The 21,056-nt window shown below is 41.9% G+C and carries 10 protein-coding genes; 5 read left to right on the top strand and 5 right to left on the bottom strand.

Annotation, left to right across the window (positions count from 1 at the left end; genetic code table 11):
- Window positions 1-8: 8 nt before the first annotated feature.
- The gene (locus LBYS_RS09995; protein ID WP_013408753.1) at window positions 9-1,076 is read left to right on the top strand and encodes a mannose-1-phosphate guanylyltransferase; all 1,068 of its coding nucleotides are present in this window, start codon (window positions 9-11) and stop codon (window positions 1,074-1,076) included.
- Between the two features lie 139 nt (window positions 1,077-1,215).
- Window positions 1,216-3,768, top strand: a complete 2,553-nt coding sequence (locus LBYS_RS09990; RefSeq protein WP_013408752.1) for a phosphoenolpyruvate carboxylase — start codon at window positions 1,216-1,218, stop codon at window positions 3,766-3,768.
- 34 nt (window positions 3,769-3,802) lie between these two features.
- On the opposite strand, the gene LBYS_RS09985 is transcribed toward LBYS_RS09990, so the two are convergent.
- The 3 genes from LBYS_RS09985 to LBYS_RS09975 form a co-directional block, all read right to left on the bottom strand.
- Complete coding sequence (locus LBYS_RS09985; protein ID WP_013408751.1) at window positions 3,803-5,269, bottom strand: RagB/SusD family nutrient uptake outer membrane protein; 1,467 nt, start codon at window positions 5,267-5,269, stop codon at window positions 3,803-3,805.
- A gap of 19 nt (window positions 5,270-5,288) precedes the next feature.
- A complete protein-coding gene (locus LBYS_RS09980) occupies window positions 5,289-8,453 on the bottom strand; it encodes a SusC/RagA family TonB-linked outer membrane protein (RefSeq protein ID WP_013408750.1) in 3,165 nt (1,054 codons plus the stop codon).
- A gap of 120 nt (window positions 8,454-8,573) precedes the next feature.
- Window positions 8,574-9,068 carry a dihydrofolate reductase gene (locus LBYS_RS09975; protein WP_013408749.1) on the bottom strand — a complete coding sequence of 165 codons (495 nt, stop codon included), beginning with the start codon at window positions 9,066-9,068 and terminating at the stop codon, window positions 8,574-8,576.
- Between the two features lie 37 nt (window positions 9,069-9,105).
- On the opposite strand from LBYS_RS09975, the gene LBYS_RS09970 reads away from it, so the two are divergent.
- The 3 genes from LBYS_RS09970 (at window position 9,106) to LBYS_RS09960 (ending at window position 12,262) form a co-directional block, all read left to right on the top strand.
- Window positions 9,106-9,798 carry an SDR family oxidoreductase gene (locus tag LBYS_RS09970; protein ID WP_013408748.1) on the top strand — a complete coding sequence of 231 codons (693 nt, stop codon included), beginning with the start codon at window positions 9,106-9,108 and terminating at the stop codon, window positions 9,796-9,798.
- 72 nt (window positions 9,799-9,870) lie between these two features.
- On the top strand, window positions 9,871-10,116 hold the full coding sequence (locus LBYS_RS09965; protein WP_013408747.1) for a hypothetical protein: 246 nt from the start codon (window positions 9,871-9,873) through the stop codon (window positions 10,114-10,116).
- 79 nt (window positions 10,117-10,195) lie between these two features.
- The gene (locus LBYS_RS09960) at window positions 10,196-12,262 is read left to right on the top strand and encodes a BatA domain-containing protein (RefSeq protein WP_013408746.1); all 2,067 of its coding nucleotides are present in this window, start codon (window positions 10,196-10,198) and stop codon (window positions 12,260-12,262) included.
- Here LBYS_RS09960 and LBYS_RS09955 read toward each other — a convergent pair.
- Both LBYS_RS09955 and LBYS_RS09950 read right to left on the bottom strand, forming a co-directional pair.
- Complete coding sequence (locus tag LBYS_RS09955; RefSeq protein ID WP_013408745.1) at window positions 12,259-14,271, bottom strand: fibronectin type III domain-containing protein; 2,013 nt, start codon at window positions 14,269-14,271, stop codon at window positions 12,259-12,261. The two genes, LBYS_RS09960 and LBYS_RS09955, sit on opposite strands and share 4 nt — an antisense overlap.
- The gene (locus LBYS_RS09950) at window positions 14,268-21,056 is read right to left on the bottom strand and encodes a hypothetical protein (RefSeq protein WP_013408744.1); all 6,789 of its coding nucleotides are present in this window, start codon (window positions 21,054-21,056) and stop codon (window positions 14,268-14,270) included. The genes LBYS_RS09955 and LBYS_RS09950 overlap by 4 nt, the downstream gene beginning before the upstream one ends.

The following is a 21,056-nucleotide window of genomic DNA, read 5'->3' as shown; positions in this document are numbered from 1 at the left end:
GCAATGTTATGAACAATTATCTTATAATCATGGCCGGTGGAGTTGGAACCCGTTTTTGGCCATTTAGCAGACAATCATTCCCAAAACAATTTCACGATATTTTAGGTACAGGATCTACCCTGATCCAACAAACCGCTGAAAGGTTTGAAGGCATTTGCCCGAAGGAAAACATTTACGTAGTAACCTCTCAAGAGTACTATGATATCACTAAGGAGCAGCTGCCTTTCCTCTCTGATGAACAAATCCTTTTAGAACCTAGTAGGAGGAATACAGCCCCATGTATTGCCTATGCCTGTTTCAAGATTGCCAAAAAAGACCCTAATGCAAATGTGGTAGTGGCTCCGGCTGATCATATTATCCTTAAGCCGGATGTTTTCCGTGAGAAGATCAGTTTGGCTTTGAAATATGCCTCATCTAATGATGTTTTGGTAACCTTGGGCATTCAGCCTACCCGTCCTGACACCGGCTATGGATATATTCAGTTTGATGATTCAGATAGTTCAGACGTTAAAAAGGTGAAAACTTTCACGGAAAAACCGAACTTGGACATCGCTAAGATGTTTATCGCAAGTGGAGACTACGTGTGGAACGGTGGCATCTTTATCTGGAGTATCCCTTCCATACTAAAAGCTATGGATGAGCATCTTCCTGAAGTAGCAGATGCTTTTAGGGAGGCTCAAATACACTTCTACTCAGATAAAGAGAAGGAGGCTTTAGACTTAGCATATCCAAGGTGCCGTGCCATCTCCATAGATAATGGAGTCATGGAAAAGGCCTTGAATGTGTATGTGGTACTTTGTGATATAGGATGGTCTGATCTCGGAACCTGGAAATCCTTGTACGAGAACTCAGAAAAGGATGAAGTAAACAATGTGGTCAATTGTAAAACCCTGCTTTATAACGTAGAAGATTCCATTTTGAAAATGGCCTCTGATAAGTTAGTAGTTGTCAAAGACCTAAAAGGATACATCATCGCAGAGCACGATAACGTACTGATGATCTGTCCGAAAGACGACGAGCAATTAGTTAAAGAATTTGTAGCTAAGGCCGAAGATTTTGGTAAGCAATATATATAAAAGTAAATATTCTTTAGAAAATACAAGTTATTGACTAAAAAATATTATTTTAAAATAGGTATTACTACTTTTTTATTCAAAACCTCATGCAGTGCATGGGGTTTTTCTATATTTGTCTTCACTCAAATCTTAAATAATAATGCCGACACAAAATCTAGAGGCCATATTTACACAGGAGGTGCACAATAAGTACTTGGTATTTAATACCCTCTTTTCTAGGTTGCCTTATGATAAAATGGCTAAAATAGGGTCGTTGATGCCATTTCTTTATGATAATGCAAAGCAAGGTTTTGATGAAGGAAAGACGCCTAAAGAAATAATAGACGCTTTCTTTGAGAAGTTTACGGTGATAAGCACAGAGAAGGAGAAGATAGATCTTTTATTCCGCCTGATCAGTTATGTAGAACGTCAAGTTGTATTATTTGATAGTGTAGAAGATGCGGCCTTTGAAAAGCTAACCCCTCAAGATTCGCCGGGTACGCTGAAGGCTATCTTAGCTTTGGCTAGACAATACGATAAAAAAGAGGAGGTAAGAGAGAAGTTAAGAAACTTTAAGGTTAGAGTAGTATTCACTGCTCACCCTACGCAGTTTTATCCGAACTCCGTTTTAAGAATCATTCAGGATTTGGAACAATATATCCTGGTGAATGATATCAATGCTATTGATCAGCTATTGCAACAACTAGGAAAGACGCCATTCTTTAATAGCGAACAACCTACCCCTGTACAAGAGGCTCAGAGTATCATTTTCTATTTACGTCATGTATACTATGAGGTTTTGTCCCAAATCCAGGAAGTGGTTTCACAAGAAATCTTTGAAGGAGAAGATATTTCGCCGGTCATAGAGCTGGGATTCTGGCCGGGAGGAGACAGAGACGGTAATCCCTTTGTTACGGCTGATATCACCCGGAAGGTGGCCCAAGAGTTACGCTCGAACATCCTAAAATGTTATTATAATCACTTCAAGAGTATTCGAAGACGATTCACCTTCAAGGGGGTTATTCCACTTTTGGACAAGATCAATAATAAGATCTATACCAATATGTTTGGTCTTAATAATGACCTCTCTTATAATGCTTTAATAAGTAGATTAGAGGAGGTAAGGGAAGTGATGGTTACCCAGCATAGTAGTATGTTCTTAGATGAGTTAGATCGATTTATCAGGAGGGTGAAACTTTTTGGTTTGCATTTTGCCACCTTGGATATCCGTCAGGACAGCAGTATCCATGAAAAGGTGATGCAGGCAGTAAACGAGAAGTTCAAGGTTTCTCCTGTACCATATTCTGAATGGACACATGATCAGAAGGTGGAATTCTTAACCACCAGTACCATAGAGGTTTGGGAGGATGATTTCACGGATCCATTGGTAAAAGATACCTTCAAGACTATACGTGTGATCAAAGAAATTCAGGCTCATAACGGTGAGAATGCTTGTAATCGTTATATCATATCCAATTCTACTTCAGCTTGTTCCGTACTTGAAGTATTGGCTCTGTTTAAATTCTGCGGCTATAGAGATGCTGATATTTCTGTGGATATTATACCTCTTTTTGAAACCATAGAAGGGTTGGATTCCGCGAAAGAGACCATGGAAGAGCTCTATAATAACTTAGCTTATAGAAGACATTTAAACATCAGAAGAAATACACAAACCATCATGCTTGGTTTCTCAGATGGAACAAAGGATGGAGGGTATATTAAGGCAAATTGGGAGATTTTCCGTGCGAAAGAAAGACTTTCTGCTGTATCCAAAGAGAATGAAGTGAGTGTCATTTTCTTTGATGGTAGGGGAGGTCCACCGGCTCGGGGAGGAGGTAAAACCCACCAGTTTTATGCCTCACAGGGTCCTACAATTGCCAATAATCAGATTCAGGTCACCATACAGGGGCAAACCATCACTTCAATGTATGGTTCCAGACCTCAGGCCAGATTTAATTTCGAGCAATTGCTAACTGCAGGTGTTCTAAATGATGTATTCGGGGATCAGAGGGCAAATATCTCTGAGAAGGATAGGGCTTTGATTGAAGAAATGGCGGAGATAGGAGGTAAGAAATATCTGGAATTGAAGAATCATAAACTCTTTGTCCCTTATCTAGAAAATAAGAGTCCTCTGAAATATTATGGGCAAACCAATATTGGAAGTCGACCTAGCAAGAGAAGTACCGGTGGTAAGCTAAAGCTTTCAGATCTTCGTGCTATCCCATTTGTAGGGGCATGGAGCCAGTTGAAACAAAATATCCCGGGCTTCTATGGTTTGGGTACGGCTATGGAAAAGATCATTCAAAGCGGTAGAGAAAAGGAGTTAAGAGAACTTTATAATGGTTCACTCTACTTCAAGACCTTGATCCAAAACAGTATGATGGCCATGTCAAAGACCTATTTCCCATTGACCTCTTATATGAAAGAGGACAAAGAATACGGAGAGCTTTGGAAGATCATGTATGAGGAATATGAGAAAAGTGTAAAATACATGTTAGCCATCTCTGATCAAAAGACCTTAATGGAAACGGAGGTAGTAGGCTCATTGTCGGTTAACTATAGAGAACAAATCGTCTTGCCTTTGTTGGCTATCCAACAATACGCCTTGCAGAAGATTGAAGAAACCACAGATGAGGAATTGAAGAAGGTGTACCAAAAGATGGTTACCCGCTCCTTATTTGGGAATATTAATGCAAGTAGAAATTCAGCATAGAAAAAAGGCCGCTAGTGATAGCGGCCTTTGATTTTTAGTATCCCGGATTCTGCTGTGTAGCCATTCCCGGATTGGCATTGATTTCGCCTATTGAAATAGGTAAGATCGTTTTAAAATAGGTTCTGTCTATACTCTTCGGACGAAGGTTAATGATGGTACCTATGATCTCGTCATTAAAGGTGATGGTTTTGTTCAAGCGGATCATATCAAAGAATCTGTGGCCTTCACCAAATAATTCTTTGCTGCGCTCGTCTAAGATCATATCCATACTCACCGTGGCTGCTGTAGCTGCTTCTAGTCCCGGCGCTCTTCTACGGATGGCATTCAGATAAGTAGCGGCTTTTTCAGCATTTCCTGTCTGTAGAGCTGCCTCCGCAGCGATCAAATACATTTCAGAAGAACGGATGACTTTGATGTTAACAGCTGTTGCTGTAGATTTTCCATCGCCTGCAAGAGTCGTGTTTCCGCTGTATTTATACAGGGATCCAAGCCTTGGGTTAGCATTAGTGGAGATCTCGTCAGCTGCCATTACACCCCATCTCACATCTGTAGGATCTTGACCCAGTCTATTAAGGAAGTAGTCACTAGCACCGAACCATCCCAGAGCTGTACTTGCTCCATGAGCTCTTCTTCTCAAGTAGAAACCAAGTGACGCTGTTCCTAAATCACCTTCATTCGGAAACATTCCTAGTTCAAAAATGGACTCCGAACCAAACTGCTTGGTCCAAGATTCTACCCAGTTAGCCGGTGTGTATAAGGTGTAACCACCATTATTAATCACATCTTCTGCAGCAGCTAAAGCATCTGCATAGCGCTCCATAAACAGATTAACTCTAGCCTGGATGGCTTTATTTCCGTAGTAGTTCAAGAAGCCGTTGGTCTTGGTTTTAGGCAAAAGGGTTTCTGCTGCCTTTAAATCAGCCAGGATCTGATTGTAGTTATCTTCTACTTTGTCCCTGTTCGGTTGAGCATTAGCAGGAAGTGTAGAAGTAATGTTAGGTACACCTAATGCTGATTTATCCAAATTGTAAGGCTTCCCATATAGTCTAACTAGGTCAAAGTAGATTAGCGCTCTAGTGGTTAAAGCTTGACCTTTGTAGTTGTCAAAGTTTTCCGTGCTTCCTTCTGCTTTGATCTTGTCAATACTTTCCAAAAGGTTGTTGATCTGCATTAAGGTATTGTATGCAGAAGTCCAGAATCCACTATAAGCATTTGCATTAGGGTTATGGTTAAAGGTATAGAGGGCATCGTTTCCGCGTCCGGCTGAATAGATAGTCATATCCCCACCTTTGGCATCACCATACATAATGAAATCTCTACCGTAATAGCTGGAGCTGGTTAGTCTCCGCATCACTCCACTCATGATGATCTTAGCGTCATCTGGAGTTTTGATAGCAGTGGTGGAATCACCGGAGTTCGTAGGTTCCACGTCCAAAAAACCTTCGCATGAGCTAAGGCTGAGGAGACCTGTAACAGCTAATATTTTAATTATATTCTTCATACTTTCTTGCAAATTTTAATTAAAAGCCTAGTTCAATACCGAAGGTATAAGTTTTGCCGAATGGTGTTTCCCATCCTCTAGTACCGTACTGGTTAACTTCAGGGTCAGCAATCTTGAATTTAGAAGCTGTCCATAGGTTCGTTCCGTTAAAGTAAACTCTACAATTCTCTATCTTCAGGTTCTGAAGTACTTGTTTTGGAATTCTATAGGCAAGAGTCAGGTTTTTCAATCTTACAAAGCTGGCGCTATGCATTTGGCGAGTAGAGTGCTGCATAGCATCCGTCAGGTCATTACCGTCCAATTTTGGCAGGGTACCCCTGGTATTTGCTGGAGTCCACATGTTATCGTAGTACTCTTGAGCACGGATTCTCTCCCAATAGTAACCGTCATCTGCCACATCTTTGAAGGCCCCATCGTATAGATTTCCACCTAATTTGTAAATGAAGTTAAGGTCTAGACTAAAGCCTTTGTACTCTAAATCCGTTTGGAAACCACCAAATAACTTAGGAGTAGCGTCACCAATGATCTTACGAGTAGCCTTAGTATAGGTGTAAGTTGCGCCTCTACCGTTAAATTGGAAATCACCTACTTGATCTCCGTCAGGGCTGTTCATGTACCAAACGTTCTTACCGTTTTCAGGATCTACGCCTGCCCATTCGTAACCGTAGAAAGCAAGGGTCGATTCTCCTTCCTGATAGATAAATTGTGAACGAGCATCTCCACCGGTAGGATCATTCCAGATGATAGGTTGCCCGCCGTAAAGTTTGGTTACTTTAGATTTTAATGTGGTAGCATTTACACCTGCACTCCAACGGAAATTATTATTTCTGATGATGTCTCCATTAAGTTCAATTTCTATGCCTTTGTTATTGATTTCACCCACGTTTTTCAAAGTAGAGCTAAATCCGGTAACTGTAGAAATAGGCACGTCTTGCAATAGATCCTTGGAATCTCTATTGAAATATTCCACGCTACCGTTCAGGCGGTTCTTGAACAATCCGAACTCTAATGCAATATTAGTAGAGTATGAAGTCTCCCAGGTTAAGTTCCTGTCAGCAATGGTGGTTATACCTCCGCCGGCTTGCTCCATGTACTTATTACCGTAGCCAATCAGGGATCTCCATCCGTAGTTGTTTGATGGAAGGGTACCGTTAGTACCGTAAGAAGCACGCAGACGAAGGTTGCTGATGTACTCATTGTCACGTAAGAACTCTTCTCTGCTGATTCTCCATGAACCGGCAACCGACCAGAAATTACCCCATCTTGTCTCAGGTCCTAAACGGGAGGAACCGTCTCTACGGAAGGATGCTGAAGCATAATATTTTTGGTCAAAATTATACTCTGCTCTACTAAAGAAGGACATCATGTTATATCCCCATGAGTATGCTGAAGCATTTGTAGTACCCGCAGTAGCTACAGTATGTAATACACTTGAAGGAAGGTCAGTTCCTGAAGAACGCATAAAGTCAGTCTCGTTCTTTTCTACTTCATAACCGAATAATAATCCTAAATCATGCTTATTTGCTATTGTTGTAGCGTAGTTAAGGGTATTTGAGCTTAAGATTTTATTATAAGAAGTGGTCATTTCATGCACTGCTCCTCTGGTAGTTTGCGCATTCCAGTGATTTGCGCTGTAGTATAAATGATCCTTCACACTGGTATTATCATATGAAAATACCGTTTTGAAGGTTAAACCTTTCATTAAGAAAAGAGAAAGGGATTCTACGGCGCTTAGGCGTTGAGTAATGGAACTGTTTTCCCACTCTTTATCATGATACAGGTTATTTTGTGCTAAACTACCAAATCGGGCGGTGTACGGTAGCCCCGTTTTATAGTTGGTAGGCCAGTAAATAGGCCATAACAAGTTTCTTACCTGCATGAAGTAGTTAGAACCTGTGTTTCGGGTGTCATTGAAACCTTCTAAGCTGTTTCTAGAAATGTTGATATTGCTACCTATTTCCGCTACTTTGCCTATTTTTTGAGTCAGATTTAATCTACCTCCAATCCTGTCAAAATTATTTACTTTGATTCTGTTTTGATCCAAAGTGTACGATAGGGAGGTGTAGTATTTGGTTGCATCATTACCACCGTTTACTGAAACTTCATTTGTGTTATAAACACCTGTACGGAACAATGCATCTTGCCAGTCGAAATAACGACCGTCTCTGTTCTCTACTCCATCCGTTTTCCCTTTGATAGTTACATTATCTAATCTTCCGCTACCTGTAGCAGAGAATTCGTACCCGTGGGCGGCAAATCTTGAGTTCAAACGTGTGATAGCATTGCTACTGGCATAGGCATCATCTCTACCGGCAGAAGTATTCAAGTCGTGGAATACTTGGTAAAGCATGTTGATCTGCTCCTGAACTCCTGCTGTTTCATAGTTGTCTGTAGCCCAACTAGGCGTGAAACCCACAGAAGATTTTAGGTTCACAGAAGGTTTTCCAGTCTTTCCTTTCTTTGTGGTAATAACCACTACACCGTTAGCGGCCCTTGATCCATAAAGGGAAGCAGCTGCCGCATCTTTCAAAACGGTGATGGATTCTATGTCACCTGGGTTGATGGAGGCCATGATGTTATTTGATCTTAGGATATAATCTCCTAACTGACCACCTCCACCGGATACTACTGGAACGCCATCAATCACGTAAAGTGGATCATTAGAGGCATTCATAGAACCTATACCGCGGATACGAATAGTAGGTGTGCTTCCGGCCTGGCCACTGGCTTGAGTCACCTGAGCGCCGGCAATTCTACCTATTAGGTTGTTCTCAAATGAAGTGACGGGATTGTCCTTGATCTTGTCTGCATTAAGTACAGAAGCAGAACCAGTAAAGGTACCCTTTTTCGCGGTACCGTAAGCTACAACCACTACTTCATCCAGTACACTGTCCTCATCTTCCATGGAAATGGTAAGAATGGTCTGAGAACCAATGTTTCTTGTAACGGCTTTGTAACCTACTCCAGTAAATTGGAGAACGTCACCAGATTGTGCTGAGATACTGAAATCTCCGTTTGCGTCTGTTTGAGTGACTACGGAAGAACCTTGTATTCTCACCGTAATACCTGGTAAGGATGAGCCGTCTGAGGCTGCACTCACTTTACCGGAGACTTTTCTTTCCTGGGACCATGCTAATTGGAAAATACCCAATAGCATGAAAAGAAAAAGTAGCTTTTTTTTCATAGAATAATTGGTTAAATAAGATTAGTACAAGAATGAGTGATTCTTAATTTGTCCTTAATATATTAAGAAAATATGGATGGATGGGGGAAATGCAGTAGAATTTTCTGTAATTTAGACTTTTTACGATCTAGTAAGAGTTATGACTTCAGCGTCATATTCGTTATGCTCTGATTTAGGGAGGGAAATTTGTTCTACTATCTGCCAGTTTTCAAAAGGTTTTAGATCAAAATAGGTATCTCCTTCCAATACTACATTAACCTTAGTGAGGTAGAGTTTGGTGGCTATCGGAGTGGCAAGTTCATAAATTTTTCCACCTCCAATTACAAAAATTTCTTGTTCCGGATGAAGGTTTTGGGCAACTTCTAAAGCCTCTTCCAGAGATGAGGTTACGGTACAGCCTTCTAATTTTAATCCTGCATTTCTAGAGATCACGATATTTGTCCTACCAGGAAGTGGTTTTCCTATGGATTCATAGGTTTTCCTTCCCATGATAATGGGGTGTCCCAGCGTTCTTTTCTTGAAGAGTTGAAGATCATCACGTAGCTTCCAAAGAAGTTGGTTATCTTTCCCAATTACACCATTTTCTGCTACCGCTACGAGTAATGCTATCTCCATAATGCTTAATTTTGCACAAATATAAAAACAAGCAATCATGAAAGTAGCATTTATTACAGGAGGAACGAAGGGGATTGGATACGGTGTAGCTGAGCGTCTTCTTAAGGAAGGATATGCAGTAACTTTTACAGGAAGATCTCAGGAAGGGGTTGATACTGCAACTGAGTCTTTAAAAGCCTTAGGAGAGGTTTTGGGTGTGGTAGCAGATGTACGTGATGCTTCTTCTTTGCAAAAGGCGGTAGCTGAGACATTAAATAAGTGGGGTAGAATTGATGCAGTCATTGCAAACGCAGGTGTGGGTGTTTTCAAGAATATTACCGATTTAAGTTTAGAAGAGTGGAATGATACCATCGATACAAACCTAACGGGTGTGTTCAATACGGTTAAGGCCACTTTAGATGCTTTAATAGCACAAGAAGGGTATATCATTACTATTTCAAGTTTAGCAGGTACTAACTTCTTTGAAAACGGTACAGCTTACAACGCAAGTAAGTTCGGGGTGACCGGTTTCTCTCAAGCTTTGATGCTTGATGTAAGATCCAAAGGAGTAAAAGTAAGTACCATCATGCCGGGTTCAGTTGCTACCTATTTTAACCACCATGTGCCTAATGAAAATGATGCGTGGAAGATCCAACCGGAAGACATCGGTGATTTAGTTGCAGACCTTCTGAAAATGAATCCAAGAACTCTTCCAAGTAAAATTGAGGTTAGACCTGCAAAAGTGAAGTAAACAAACCCAAGAGAAACTTTGGCTTTTTAAAATCCCCAAAGTAATTTTGTGTGAATTTATTAATTGAACATAATGAAGAAAAACGTAGGATTTCTTGCTTTAGCACTGACGCTGCTTGTTTCGGCTTGTACTTACCAAAAAAACAACCGTATAGACCAGAAGGACGTAAATGAGGGTAATGACTATGTATACGGTCATCCGGACTCTACAGCGCGTCAAAGAAAGGTTCAGTACACTCCTGATTCAGAGAACGAAGTTCGTGCTATGGAAATTCAGGAGAAATTGTATCCAAATCCGGATACTACATCTCTTAAGTAAGATTTCCCTTTAAATATGAGAGTGATTTCATAATTCCTTAGTAGAATTGTGGAATCACTTTTTCATTAATGATCAACCTATGCAGTTTTTGAATCCGAACATGTTATGGGGTCTGCTGGCATTGGCTATTCCATTGCTGGTTCACCTGTTTAATTTTCGGAAGACAAAACGTGTATATTTCTCTAACGTCACCCTCCTTAAGCAAGTAGATACCAAGGTTTCCTCAGCCAGGAAATTAAAGCATTTTTTATTGCTTTTGAGCAGAATGCTGTTCATCACGGCATTGGTAATCGCTTTTGCTCAACCGGTTAAGAAAGCCCTGAGTTTTTCTGATACTCCAAAAGGCATCAACGGCATTTATTTAGATAATTCCCAAAGCATGCAGAACATGCGCGATGGGAAGCGCCTGCTTGATTTGGCCATTATCAAGATAGACGAACTTTTGACTCTGCTTAATCGATCGTCTAATCTACAACTGACTACTAATGATTTTGACGGAGCAGACCAATGGGTCAGCGGAGCATCTGCACTGAAAGATAGATTAACCACAGTCAGGTATTCAGAAACCGAAAGAGAATTACAACAGGTCTATAAGCGAGAAAGGTCTATAGCCCAGAAACATAATCCTTCAGGAGGAAACCATTTTTTTTGGTTTTCTGATTTCCAAAAAAGCACCGTAGGTGATCTATCCTTATTAAATGTCGACGGTCTGGATCGCTTACATCTCATCCCAGTGGCAGGAAAATTGACCCAAAATGTATTTGTGGATACCCTTTGGTTAGATGTCCCTTTCGTTCGTGAGATGCAAAACAATGTGATGACCGTAAGGGTATTTAACTCCGGTAATCAGGCGGTAGAGAAATTACCTCTAAAGTTATATCTGGATGATATTCAGATCTCCACCTCCAGTGTAGATTTAGAACCTAATGCTTACGGTACTGCAAGTTTTAATTTCACTGTAAGTGCCAGGGGAATTCACAAAGGCAGAATCAGTTTTGATGATGAACCCATCACCTTTGACAACAATTATTATTTCGTTTTAGATGCTTCCCCTTCCTTGAGAGTGCTGCATTTGTATGGCCAGAGAAGTCCTCAAAACTATGTAAGTAAGATCTTTTCAAACGATAGCCTCTTCCACTATAGAAGTTATTCTTTAGATAATTATAATCCCGGAGAGATTCTAAATGCTGATTTAGTAGTACTGGAAGGGATTACGGCTATAGAAGGAGAAACGAAGTCAACCTTAACCGCTTACTTACAACAAGGGGGACATGTAGCCTTGATTCCTGGAAATCAGGTTTCTCAAGTAAGCTTACAAAATTTCCTCGCCGACTACGGACTCAGGAACCTTCAGGTGGACGCTCATGTCCCGAAAGTAGAAGGACAAATAGAACTTAATGCCCCTGAGCGACAATCCCCTTTCTTCGCAGATGTTTTTGAAAAAGGTGGAGCACCCCGGCTAATGAGCCTTCCGAAAGTATATCCTAAAATGAATTGGGAGGGAGTAGGAGAGAAGATTTTAAACCTAAAAAGTGGAAAATCTTTCCTTACCCGAACTAGGGCAGCTAACGGACAATTATACCTTTTCGCCGCACCATTATTGAAGGAGTACGGAAATTTTGCGGAACATGCCTTATTTGTTCCCACTTTCATACGAATGGCTTATCTAAGCGGCAAGACAGAGCGTTTGGCTTATAATTTTTCTGAAGGTTTTGTGCGTCTGAATCTTCCTGAAGTACCTAAGAACGCGGTGTACAAGTTGAGAAATAAAGAATTAGAGATGATTCCTACCCAAAGTTTGAGAGGGAACATTTTGACTTTGACCCTTCCTAAATCTTCAGACCTGCAAGAAAATCAAAGCATGGGAGCCGGTATTTATGAGTTGGAAATCAACGGAAAGGTGGAGAAAAGTATAGCCTTAAACCATAGTAGGACAGAGTCTAAAATGGATTATTATTCCGCAGATGAACTAAAGAATATCTTTAAAGACCACCCTCAAATTATGGTCTACGATGATGTAGACGACAGTGATTTTATTGAGGACTTTAGGAGCGCTGGGCTAGATAAAGCCTATTGGAAATACTTTATTGTTCTTGCATTGTTCTTCCTTCTTGCAGAAATCTTGATATACAGATTTATGCCTTAAGGCGTCTTCACTACGGGTGAAAATCCGGAGCTTCTTCCATCTTTATAAAAGACTTTGCTGGTATATTCGTAAGCTTTGCCTTTTTCTACTCCAGTATCTACAAGTTCTTTGTCGGTAGCAGCACTAACGGCAAAGGTTTCAAATCCTCCTTTGTCTACGGCTTTGTACCAAACTATTTGTTTGATCTCACCTTTTGGAGGAATCCATGTAAGAATCACCTTATTTTCTTCCCTCTTTATTTTTGTCCCTGTCAAAGAAGGGCCTTTCAGGTTCCGGATGGTCTGTATACGTAAAGGTGCTGATTCGGGAGATAGAAGTTGGGCATCGTCTAAGGCTTTGGCCATATAAAAATAAGTGGAACCGGAATGTGCACTAGTGTCTACATAGATATTCCCCTTTAATTTTCCCAAGGTTTTCCAGACCGTTTCCCCCTCTTTCCTTCTAAAGATTTGATGTTCCACTACGTCAGTACTTGAACTTGGAATGAGGTGCAAACTGACTTTCTTATCCTCAATAGTGTAATGTGAAAATTGTGGAGCTGCAGGTGGAATTTTATCCGGCTTAGACACTTTAATGACTTCTGATTCCGCTGAACGGTTGTGATTGAAATCCACCGCGCGAACCTTGAAATAGATGTCTTCCGTTAGTGTGATTAAAGATAAACTATCTATGAAGAAGTTCTCAGCAACGGCACTGTCAGAGGCGGCGGTAAAAATATGTTTAGGGTCATTGGAATAGTAAACAATATACCCTTTCAAATCTTTTTCTGTATTAGGATTCCATCTCAAAGTTAGGATTCCTAGGCTGTCTATGCTGCCTTTGAGTCCGGTAGGGGTAGCGGGCGCTGTAGTATCAGCAAAGACCATTAATGAGGCCATGCTCGCGGAGGCATTCTTAGCCGTATCAGAGGCAAGGACGATGTAATAATTAGGTTTGTCCTTGTAAGGTTGAGTGTCGATATATCTGCGCGTGGTTTTGGGAAGCAGGTTTTTAGTCAATAGCTCATATCCGCTCAAGGAGTTTTCAGAACTTCTTCCTATACTGAATCCGGCAAGATCCGGATCGGAATCTGCTTCCCAGGTTAATTCTACAGTTCCGTTCTTAAGTACCTTGGTTTGTAAGTTTTTTGCAGGAGGAGGAGGGGTTTTATCTCTGCTCATAGCCGTAATAACCTCGCCCGGAGGACTAAGAATTCCAAATGCATCTATACCTATGATCCTGTACCAATATTTTTTATAATTCTGTACCAAAGTATCTGAATACGTATGGAACTCTTGCTCCTCAAGTTGGGGGTTTTTCATTGGAACAAAAGGCAGTTGGTTCAAGCGTTTGAAGTTTTTGCCATCCTCAGACCTCTCTATGTAAAAGGCCGAATGTATATTACTTATCCAATAGATATTTATTTTTCTTTCTAATTCATCTGTTTTCAAAATACCGGGTCCATCCCAAGGTTTGGTCGGAATAGAAGAAACTGCTGTATAAGCTGTATCTACAGGTAAGTATTTTTTTAAAGGTTGAGCAGCCATTAACCTGTATACATATTGCTTATTTGCGTCAACTTTTTTGTCTACAAAGGCTAAACCAGCATACCTGGCAGTTGTAAAATCTAAATCAGAGGCCAGTAGAGTGTAGGAGTATCTATTGCTTAGTTCATCTGATTTCTCCATCATGGTTTGGGCAAAGGTTTTACCGTAAATGGCTTGGGCAGCTATTAAGGGATATTCCGTCTTAAAATGTTTCCACTTATCTAAAGGTTCAGGTAATATAGGATTACTGTGAAGATTTACCCACCTCATTTTTGAAGTATCTGAACTTACTTCAGACCTTTGAAGGGTATAGCCGGTTTTCAAAAGTAAAGACCAGGCTCCGGCTCTATCCGGTGCCCAGCGTAACAAAACGGAATCACCCTGATAGTGACTTATCAACGATAAGTGGACCTTTGTGGAGTCCTGTTGAGCCGAAGCCCAAAAGGGACTGAACAGGAGTAGGATATAAATTAGTTTTTTCATTTTATGCTATATTCCCAAGGGTGAACAGATGTTTCCACAGGGTTTCCAACTGGAAGTGGAATTCTATAAACAAACTCCACCGTGTATCTGTATTTCGATTGTGGCATAGGATATTCTTGTGTACCCAGGCGGATCAACTGCGCCCTTTTTGACCCATCTATGGTTTCAAATAAGCCTGTATAAGCCGGCGAAGAGGAGAGGGTCACCCGAGTTAAAGATAATTGAGCAAAGGTGATCAGCTGTCTCTTTAGCCTATCCATGTCCAGATGCGCATGCCAGTCGAAGCTGTCGTGAAGAGTATAGGTTTGACGGCTCAATGCGGAAGGCACTTGCTTCGTATAAGAGTGAGGTTCTGCGAAATTGCCGGATAAGGAATAAGTGGCTTTTGGAATGGAAGCCTCTGGTCCGGCCATGCGGGCAAAGGATTGAGCAGTCTTATTCCTATTAATCAATAGCGTTACATATGCGCTTGGATTCAATACATGTGCCTTGTCAATACGAAGGTTAGAAGGCAATACGTGATCCTTAGTTATGGACGGCCTATGTGAGTTGAACGCTTGATAAAATGCATGTAGGGCTTCTAATTGTGCGTTCGACCTATAATTACCTGAGCGAATATGTAGTAGAATCTGATTATCCCACTCGTCCCAATTCTCCGCCCACTGCGCTGATAAAGTCTTAATACCATTCCTGTACGTTGCATCTGAGAGTTGCATGGTAGACATCTTCTCTTTAAAAGTAGCATACTTACTGGTCTTAAAAGAGTATTGATACAGTTGTGTTTGTCTCGAATTCGAGTTGCCTCTACTTAAGCTACGGTTTTCTATGTTTACTTCGTTTCTAATAGTGGATACGGTATGATTATCAGCTTCTAAGATCCTTACTTCATCCATTCTTAATTGACGAGTGCTTCTTTGCACTACCTGACTTTGAGCTCTGGGATAAGCAGGATTAGGGCTTGACTTGGTGACTACTGATAATTTGTAGCTCTTGTTCAGTTCCAGTGTAGGTAGATCAAAGACAATCAGGTCTTGAGAAGGCTGGTAAGTTATAGGTACTTCTATACCCTCTCCACCCTCAGAAGGGGTAAATTGAACCACATGAGTGTAAATGTATGGGCTTAGTGTGGTTGTAGAGTTTTCAAACAGATAGTCTTGTTGCTTGATCTTGATATAGCCTTTATTCGTAAAAGTACCCAGGGCAGGGTTCTTACTTTCTCCGGGCATAAAGTGTTTTTGACCTATAAGAGGATAAGATGCCAATACTTGGTTGATGGTAGACGGACGCGCCCCTGTGGTAAAAGTGTATTCTCTGATCTCCTTACCTATGCCTCCATCCTTCATCATGATGCTTCTAGTTCCGTTCGGGAATAGTTCATAACATCTAACTTCTACCTCTGCTTTGTATTCTGTATATGGATCATAAGCTTCATTTTTGGTCAAAGTAGATAGATAACCTCTTTCGCTGATATCCCATCGTGTTCCCGTTTGGAGAGTACTTCCTTTCTTTACCTGATAACGGTGAACAAATGGCATAAATCTCCTGATAACTGTTTCACCTGAAGATGATTCTTCCAGTTCCAATACCTCATTCATTCCAAAGTTAAAGGCTGTCTGGATGTCTGTAAATACAGACCCCGGATCCGTTTCATTCATCTCACTGATGAAACTCAAACCTTGGAGTGGATCTGTGGAAACCGGGGTGCACTGCTCACCAAGTTCTATATTGAAGTTACATCTTCCGTGTACCATTCCGTTCAGGATATTATACTGCAGCGCCGCTCTTCCTTGGAAATAATTAGGATTAGGCAGTTTGGCCTGCATAGCTATTGCAGCTTTTAGTTCTATGAACTTGAATTCTCCTTTGATGAAGAACAAATCTACCTTCACGCCCATCTCTCCGCTAAGCGCAGCATAGGCCTGACCTTGGGCATACCAACCGTTAATTCCGGGAGAGTTTCCTGATTCTGCACATATCCTACTGAAGTTCTGCGAGATATTGGCATCAAAACCTAGTGCTATACCCATTTTGGCGTAGAACATTAAGAAATTCAACTCGAACTCACTCTTGAAATGCACCCCAAAGGCAAAACCTTGCCCATTCTGCATGGTACCTGTGCTTCTAAGTTTGTTGACTTGAGCATCTGATAGCTGATTCTCTAATTGCGCTCCGGCGTAAAGAATTTGCCTGATCTCTTCAGGAAGTGGAGGCAAATCTGCAGGAATACCGTGGCCAACCATTATATATGATCTGGCATCTATAGCTATACCTGGTAAATCTAAGATAATACCTCCTCTGGCTTCCAGAGGTCTGTCTTTGCCCATGTAGAACCACCATTGGTCGCTTTTCATGTCTGCATAAAGTTCTGCATCTATGAATTTATTCTCTGGTCCTGCTCCGCGTAAGACATTATAGACATTCACGTGAACCTGGAAGGAGCCTTGCACAAACTCTCTTCCGCCTGTATTGTAATACCCAATAACCACCTTCGCTTTCACAGGAGGTTCTCCGCTACGATTACTCATCTGTGTCATCACATAACCATTTCCTTCGAATCTTAGCATCTCCAGTCCACAGGTGCGCGTGTTGAACTGGGCCTGAAGCGTGACGTCCATATTAAATACATCAGCATTTGGCTGTGTTCCTAAGATGACGGTAGCCATGATACCAAAAGAGCCTTTATTTGGAAGATATTTCAGACCTGATGCCGCTCCTCCAGTAAGAGAGGATGGGGCAGTTTGGGTACTTTGTGCATTTTCAGGTCTAGGAGGAGCTTCAAGCTTCATGTTATAATAGGCTCCGCCACCGAAACCATATATGGCAAAACCGGAGAAGATGGTGATTCCGGGATTGATCTTAATCAGCCCGTCTACGTACCAATAGTCATAGTAGGAACTAGGATTAGTTACCTGACCTACAGTTCCGAATCTCGCTTCAAGCTTTCCGCTTATTCCCATGGGCAGAGAAACGGTGATCTTGCCTTTGATCCCATCTCCATATGTGGCATCTGCATTGTAAAAAGTTAACTCTCCGCTCAGCTGGAAGCCATTATAATTTACATCAATACCTACTTCTTTCACTACGGCTTCACGTACCCGGAAGTTAAATGGAGATATCTGCATTTCTCCCACTATATCAAGGCCAAATTTGGCTTTGAATCCTATGTCAGATAAGGTGAGTTCTGTTGTAAACCCTAAAGTGGGTAGGAAATTACCTCCTTCCTGACTCATAGACAGGCGTATATCTGTAATATTTAGTGGGAAGCCAGCTGCACTATGTTGAGGAGAAGCGAAGGCGAAAACCATTTGACCTCCCGTTTCCGTCCGGTTCACCCTGGAAAATTTGAAGAACCGGGGGTCTTCTGTGTCAAAAGCAAAGTTCTCAAATTTTATTCCTGAAAGACTTAGGGCCGGCACATTTCCTATTTCTGAGGAATCTATTCCAATAGTCCCGTCAAATTTACCTTGAATCCTGGCCTTGCTTTCCGTGGACAGATCCAGTTTTAGGTAGGATGATTTTTCCAATTTCATTGCAGCCTGCCAAAGCTTCATCTTCAGAGGTTTATTGGAAGGCACATTGATCATAAATTGATACTCTACCTTTCCGGAAAAACCAATGTTTAACAAGGATCTATAATTCATCCTGCTATCATCTTTGAAGAAGGGCGCACTTATACCTCCTGCAATAAATCCGGAGAGGCTTCGGGTTTGGACTATACCTAGTCTTACAGTATCCACACTGATTTTCCACCCGTCGTCTGAGGCGGAAGCGATGTTATAAGCCCCAATGAAGCCAGTAAAGCCAGTTCTATCTATTAGGAAATCCTGAACATTAAAGGACATGCGGGTTTCTGTCTCAGTAAGTTCTTTAGGTAAACTAACTCTGATGTTTTTCAGATAGAAACCTTGCCAGGTGTTCTTCAAACGATCATTCACCTCACCTTCTCCTAGTAAAGAGACGTCATAGTTACTAGGGAAGCGCATACCTGAGGCATTCTTGGTGTCTGAGAAGTCAAACACGGCATCCTGTACCTGGAACCCCCAGCCGGGTAAGCAGGTAAATTGGAAAGGTTTAGGGAAGTTCACTGCACCAATAAACTCCCAAGTATCCCTACCTGCATCTCTGGCTAATCGTAGGGTCATGATGCCTGACACTCTGCCGGTAGAGTCCACCTTTCCCGTACTGGCATTTTCAGGTAGAAGAGCGTCACGAGAAAACTGTACCTCTAAACCTAAGGTCAGGGACTTAAAGCCTCTGCAATCCCAGGAGAATTTGGTTGCATTTGCTCCCGCAGCTCTTCCTTTAATGAGGAGTTGGTAGGCATCATCTGCACTACTTCCTATCGCTAGATCTCTTTCTAACATGAGGTCAAAGTCTTCTCTGAATCCTCCTGGAGCAATGCAGACTTCTGCACCTAAATCCAAAGGATGACCGGCAAACTCTCCCGGCATTTCATATCCTGCTCTAAATTTAGCACGAGCTTGGGTAGGACTTAAGCCTATGGAATCCAGTAGGGCAGTGATCTTATGTCCGTCTATGCTTTGGTCCCAACCAAATGGCACGGTTAGAGTGGGCGCTGATGAGCCTGATCTTACCCCTTCCGGCCCTATGCTTCCTAAGCCTGTCAAATGCATGATATTTCCCGCTAAGGATCCTCCGCCTATAGCTTTCCCGGATCCCTCAGCTACTCTTTTCCCTTCTGAACTATTCTTCAGTTTTAGGGCTTTGAATTCAATTAATACCCGGTCTACTATGAAGCCAAAATTGGTGATGACCCCTCTTCCGGCAAAGGTCAAATCTTCTGACCTTTGGGTTATTTCTAGAATCTCTACTTTGAATTGGCCGAAATAAACGGTTTCTCCGACGCTTAGGTCCTGAGCAGCATCGCTAGTAAAGGTATATCTGACTTCACATGGGGAGCCACAGGGGGTTCTCTCGGCAACTGCCCTCTCGGGCTCTCTGGCCGCCACCCTGAATTGCCAGGTTTCACTCTCATTGTATGAAACCGAGTTCCAGGCCGCATCCGGGTCAGTCAACCAGCGTACTCGCCAGTAATAGGTACCGGTATCCCGAATAGTGACGGCGGCTTCTGCTTCCTTGTAGACTTCAGCTACTACCTCTGACCAACTTACCGGCTCATTAGATGTACTAGAGGATAAGAACGTTCTATTCAGGTTAATTTCTTCATGGTGAATAACTGTGGAGAAGCTTGGAGTCTTGGCAACTTCAATGATCCCTTTTTCCTTGATAGAGATGTCAAAACTTCCTGAACCGGATCTTCTGCTGGCTTGAAGGATATCAAATGGAGTCAGAGTACTCATGGAAGGGGCATTGGACGTTTTGAATTTCAACGCTACCCTTCCGGTATCCACAGTAGTTCTGTTTTCCGGAAGAATTAATTGGGGTTTATCCATTCCCGCTTTGAACTCTCCAGCAATAGACTGACGGTGAACATGAGACCCTTCGGTGATATGGATATCTGCATTCCACCTATAAGATTCTCCCCTTTGCAAATAATTATAAAAGGTATAACCCGCATCAGATGCAGAAGGAGAAATAGCTATATGCTGCGCCCTGGTTTGGTCCAAAGTGGGATCTCCCGTAGCGTTTCTTTGTGCTTCAAGGGGATTAGGTGACCAGCTCAGATTTCTGGAATGATTATTCCTCCCTGCTACGGTATTTTGAATGGAAAATTGAGATTCAAAACGCCTGAATGCATCATTATACGGGCTATATTTTATGACAATAGGAGCCCCCCTAAATGGCATGTACGATGAATTAGGTGGATAGGCTTGAAGCTCTAAAGGCCCAGCAGTACTTCCCTGAAATCTGAAGGCATAAACGGGACTTCGACCTTGGTTTTGTATAGGGAGTGGGCGATTAGGATCAGTAGATTGAGCCCTGATTCTCACAGCATAAGTTCTTCCACTCTGAAAAGGAGAGGCTAAAGCGGCGAGTGGGAGGATATGGGTGACCACTCTCCCTGCATCTGTTATATTTTCTCTATAAAAAGCAAAAGGTTCAGAGGGAATATCGATGGCCTGTATGACCTGATTAGGATCTCTGGTATCCTCTGGCAGAAGCTCAGCCATGAGAATTTGATACTGAACAGGGGTGCCGGGTGTAATTCCTGAAGGAGCCTGCCACTGCATCCTTAGAGAGCCGTCAGGATTGGGTCTTAATTCGAAAGGACCAACATGCGTATAAATTCCCGCCACCTGATTTAAGCTTTGCAGTAAAGGTGGATCAAATCTTCTTCCTATGATAGATACACAACTCCCCGCCGTACTATGAATGGGCCGACTATAATCCGGCCTCTGCATATTAGGGTTTACTTCAAAAGCCTTGAAACAGAAATCATAATTCCCTTCCGGTAGTCCCCCACTTCCGTCAGAAAAAGAGTAGAAATACTCTAGGGGCACAATTCTATTTTCTGAGGGGATAAAGAATTCTACATTGCTGACACTAAAAGTGTTTCTGATCCTGTCACCGGTGAAAACCTCGGTAGCTCGGGGTCCTAAAGTGATATAATGGGTTTCATTAATGGAGCTTCTGACTGTCCTGGCTACTAAATCAGGTGCGGTCATAGAGCCTTCCACTACTATGGTGATGGGGTTATTGGTCAGGTTTGTTATCCTTACTAAGGTTCTATTGATCAATTGTTCAAGTTCGTGGAACTCTGCGGGTATGTCTCTGGAGCCCGTAACCGTGGTCATCACTTGCACCTTATCCTGTGCGAAACTTCGGATACTAAGCAGTAAAAAAAGGAAAAGGTATCTTTTCAT

This window comes from Leadbetterella byssophila DSM 17132 (assembly GCF_000166395.1).
Taxonomy (GTDB): Bacteria; Bacteroidota; Bacteroidia; order Cytophagales; family Spirosomataceae; genus Leadbetterella; species Leadbetterella byssophila.
Note: the sequence above shows the minus strand (reverse complement) of the source record. Positions and strands in the feature narration are given on the sequence as shown.

Excerpts from the sequence above, each read along its gene's own strand:
- LBYS_RS09995 (WP_013408753.1), top strand. The coding sequence starts at position 9 with ATGAACAATTATCTTATAATCATGGCCGGTGGAGTTGGAACCCGTTTT.
- LBYS_RS09990 (WP_013408752.1), top strand. The coding sequence starts at position 1,216 with ATGCCGACACAAAATCTAGAGGCCATATTTACACAGGAGGTGCACAAT.
- LBYS_RS09985 (WP_013408751.1), bottom strand. The coding sequence starts at position 5,269 with ATGAAGAATATAATTAAAATATTAGCTGTTACAGGTCTCCTCAGCCTT.
- LBYS_RS09980 (WP_013408750.1), bottom strand. The coding sequence starts at position 8,453 with ATGAAAAAAAAGCTACTTTTTCTTTTCATGCTATTGGGTATTTTCCAA.
- LBYS_RS09975 (WP_013408749.1), bottom strand. The coding sequence starts at position 9,068 with ATGGAGATAGCATTACTCGTAGCGGTAGCAGAAAATGGTGTAATTGGG.
- LBYS_RS09970 (WP_013408748.1), top strand. The coding sequence starts at position 9,106 with ATGAAAGTAGCATTTATTACAGGAGGAACGAAGGGGATTGGATACGGT.
- LBYS_RS09965 (WP_013408747.1), top strand. The coding sequence starts at position 9,871 with ATGAAGAAAAACGTAGGATTTCTTGCTTTAGCACTGACGCTGCTTGTT.
- LBYS_RS09960 (WP_013408746.1), top strand. The coding sequence starts at position 10,196 with ATGCAGTTTTTGAATCCGAACATGTTATGGGGTCTGCTGGCATTGGCT.
- LBYS_RS09955 (WP_013408745.1), bottom strand. The coding sequence starts at position 14,271 with ATGAAAAAACTAATTTATATCCTACTCCTGTTCAGTCCCTTTTGGGCT.
- LBYS_RS09950 (WP_013408744.1), bottom strand. The coding sequence starts at position 21,056 with ATGAAAAGATACCTTTTCCTTTTTTTACTGCTTAGTATCCGAAGTTTC.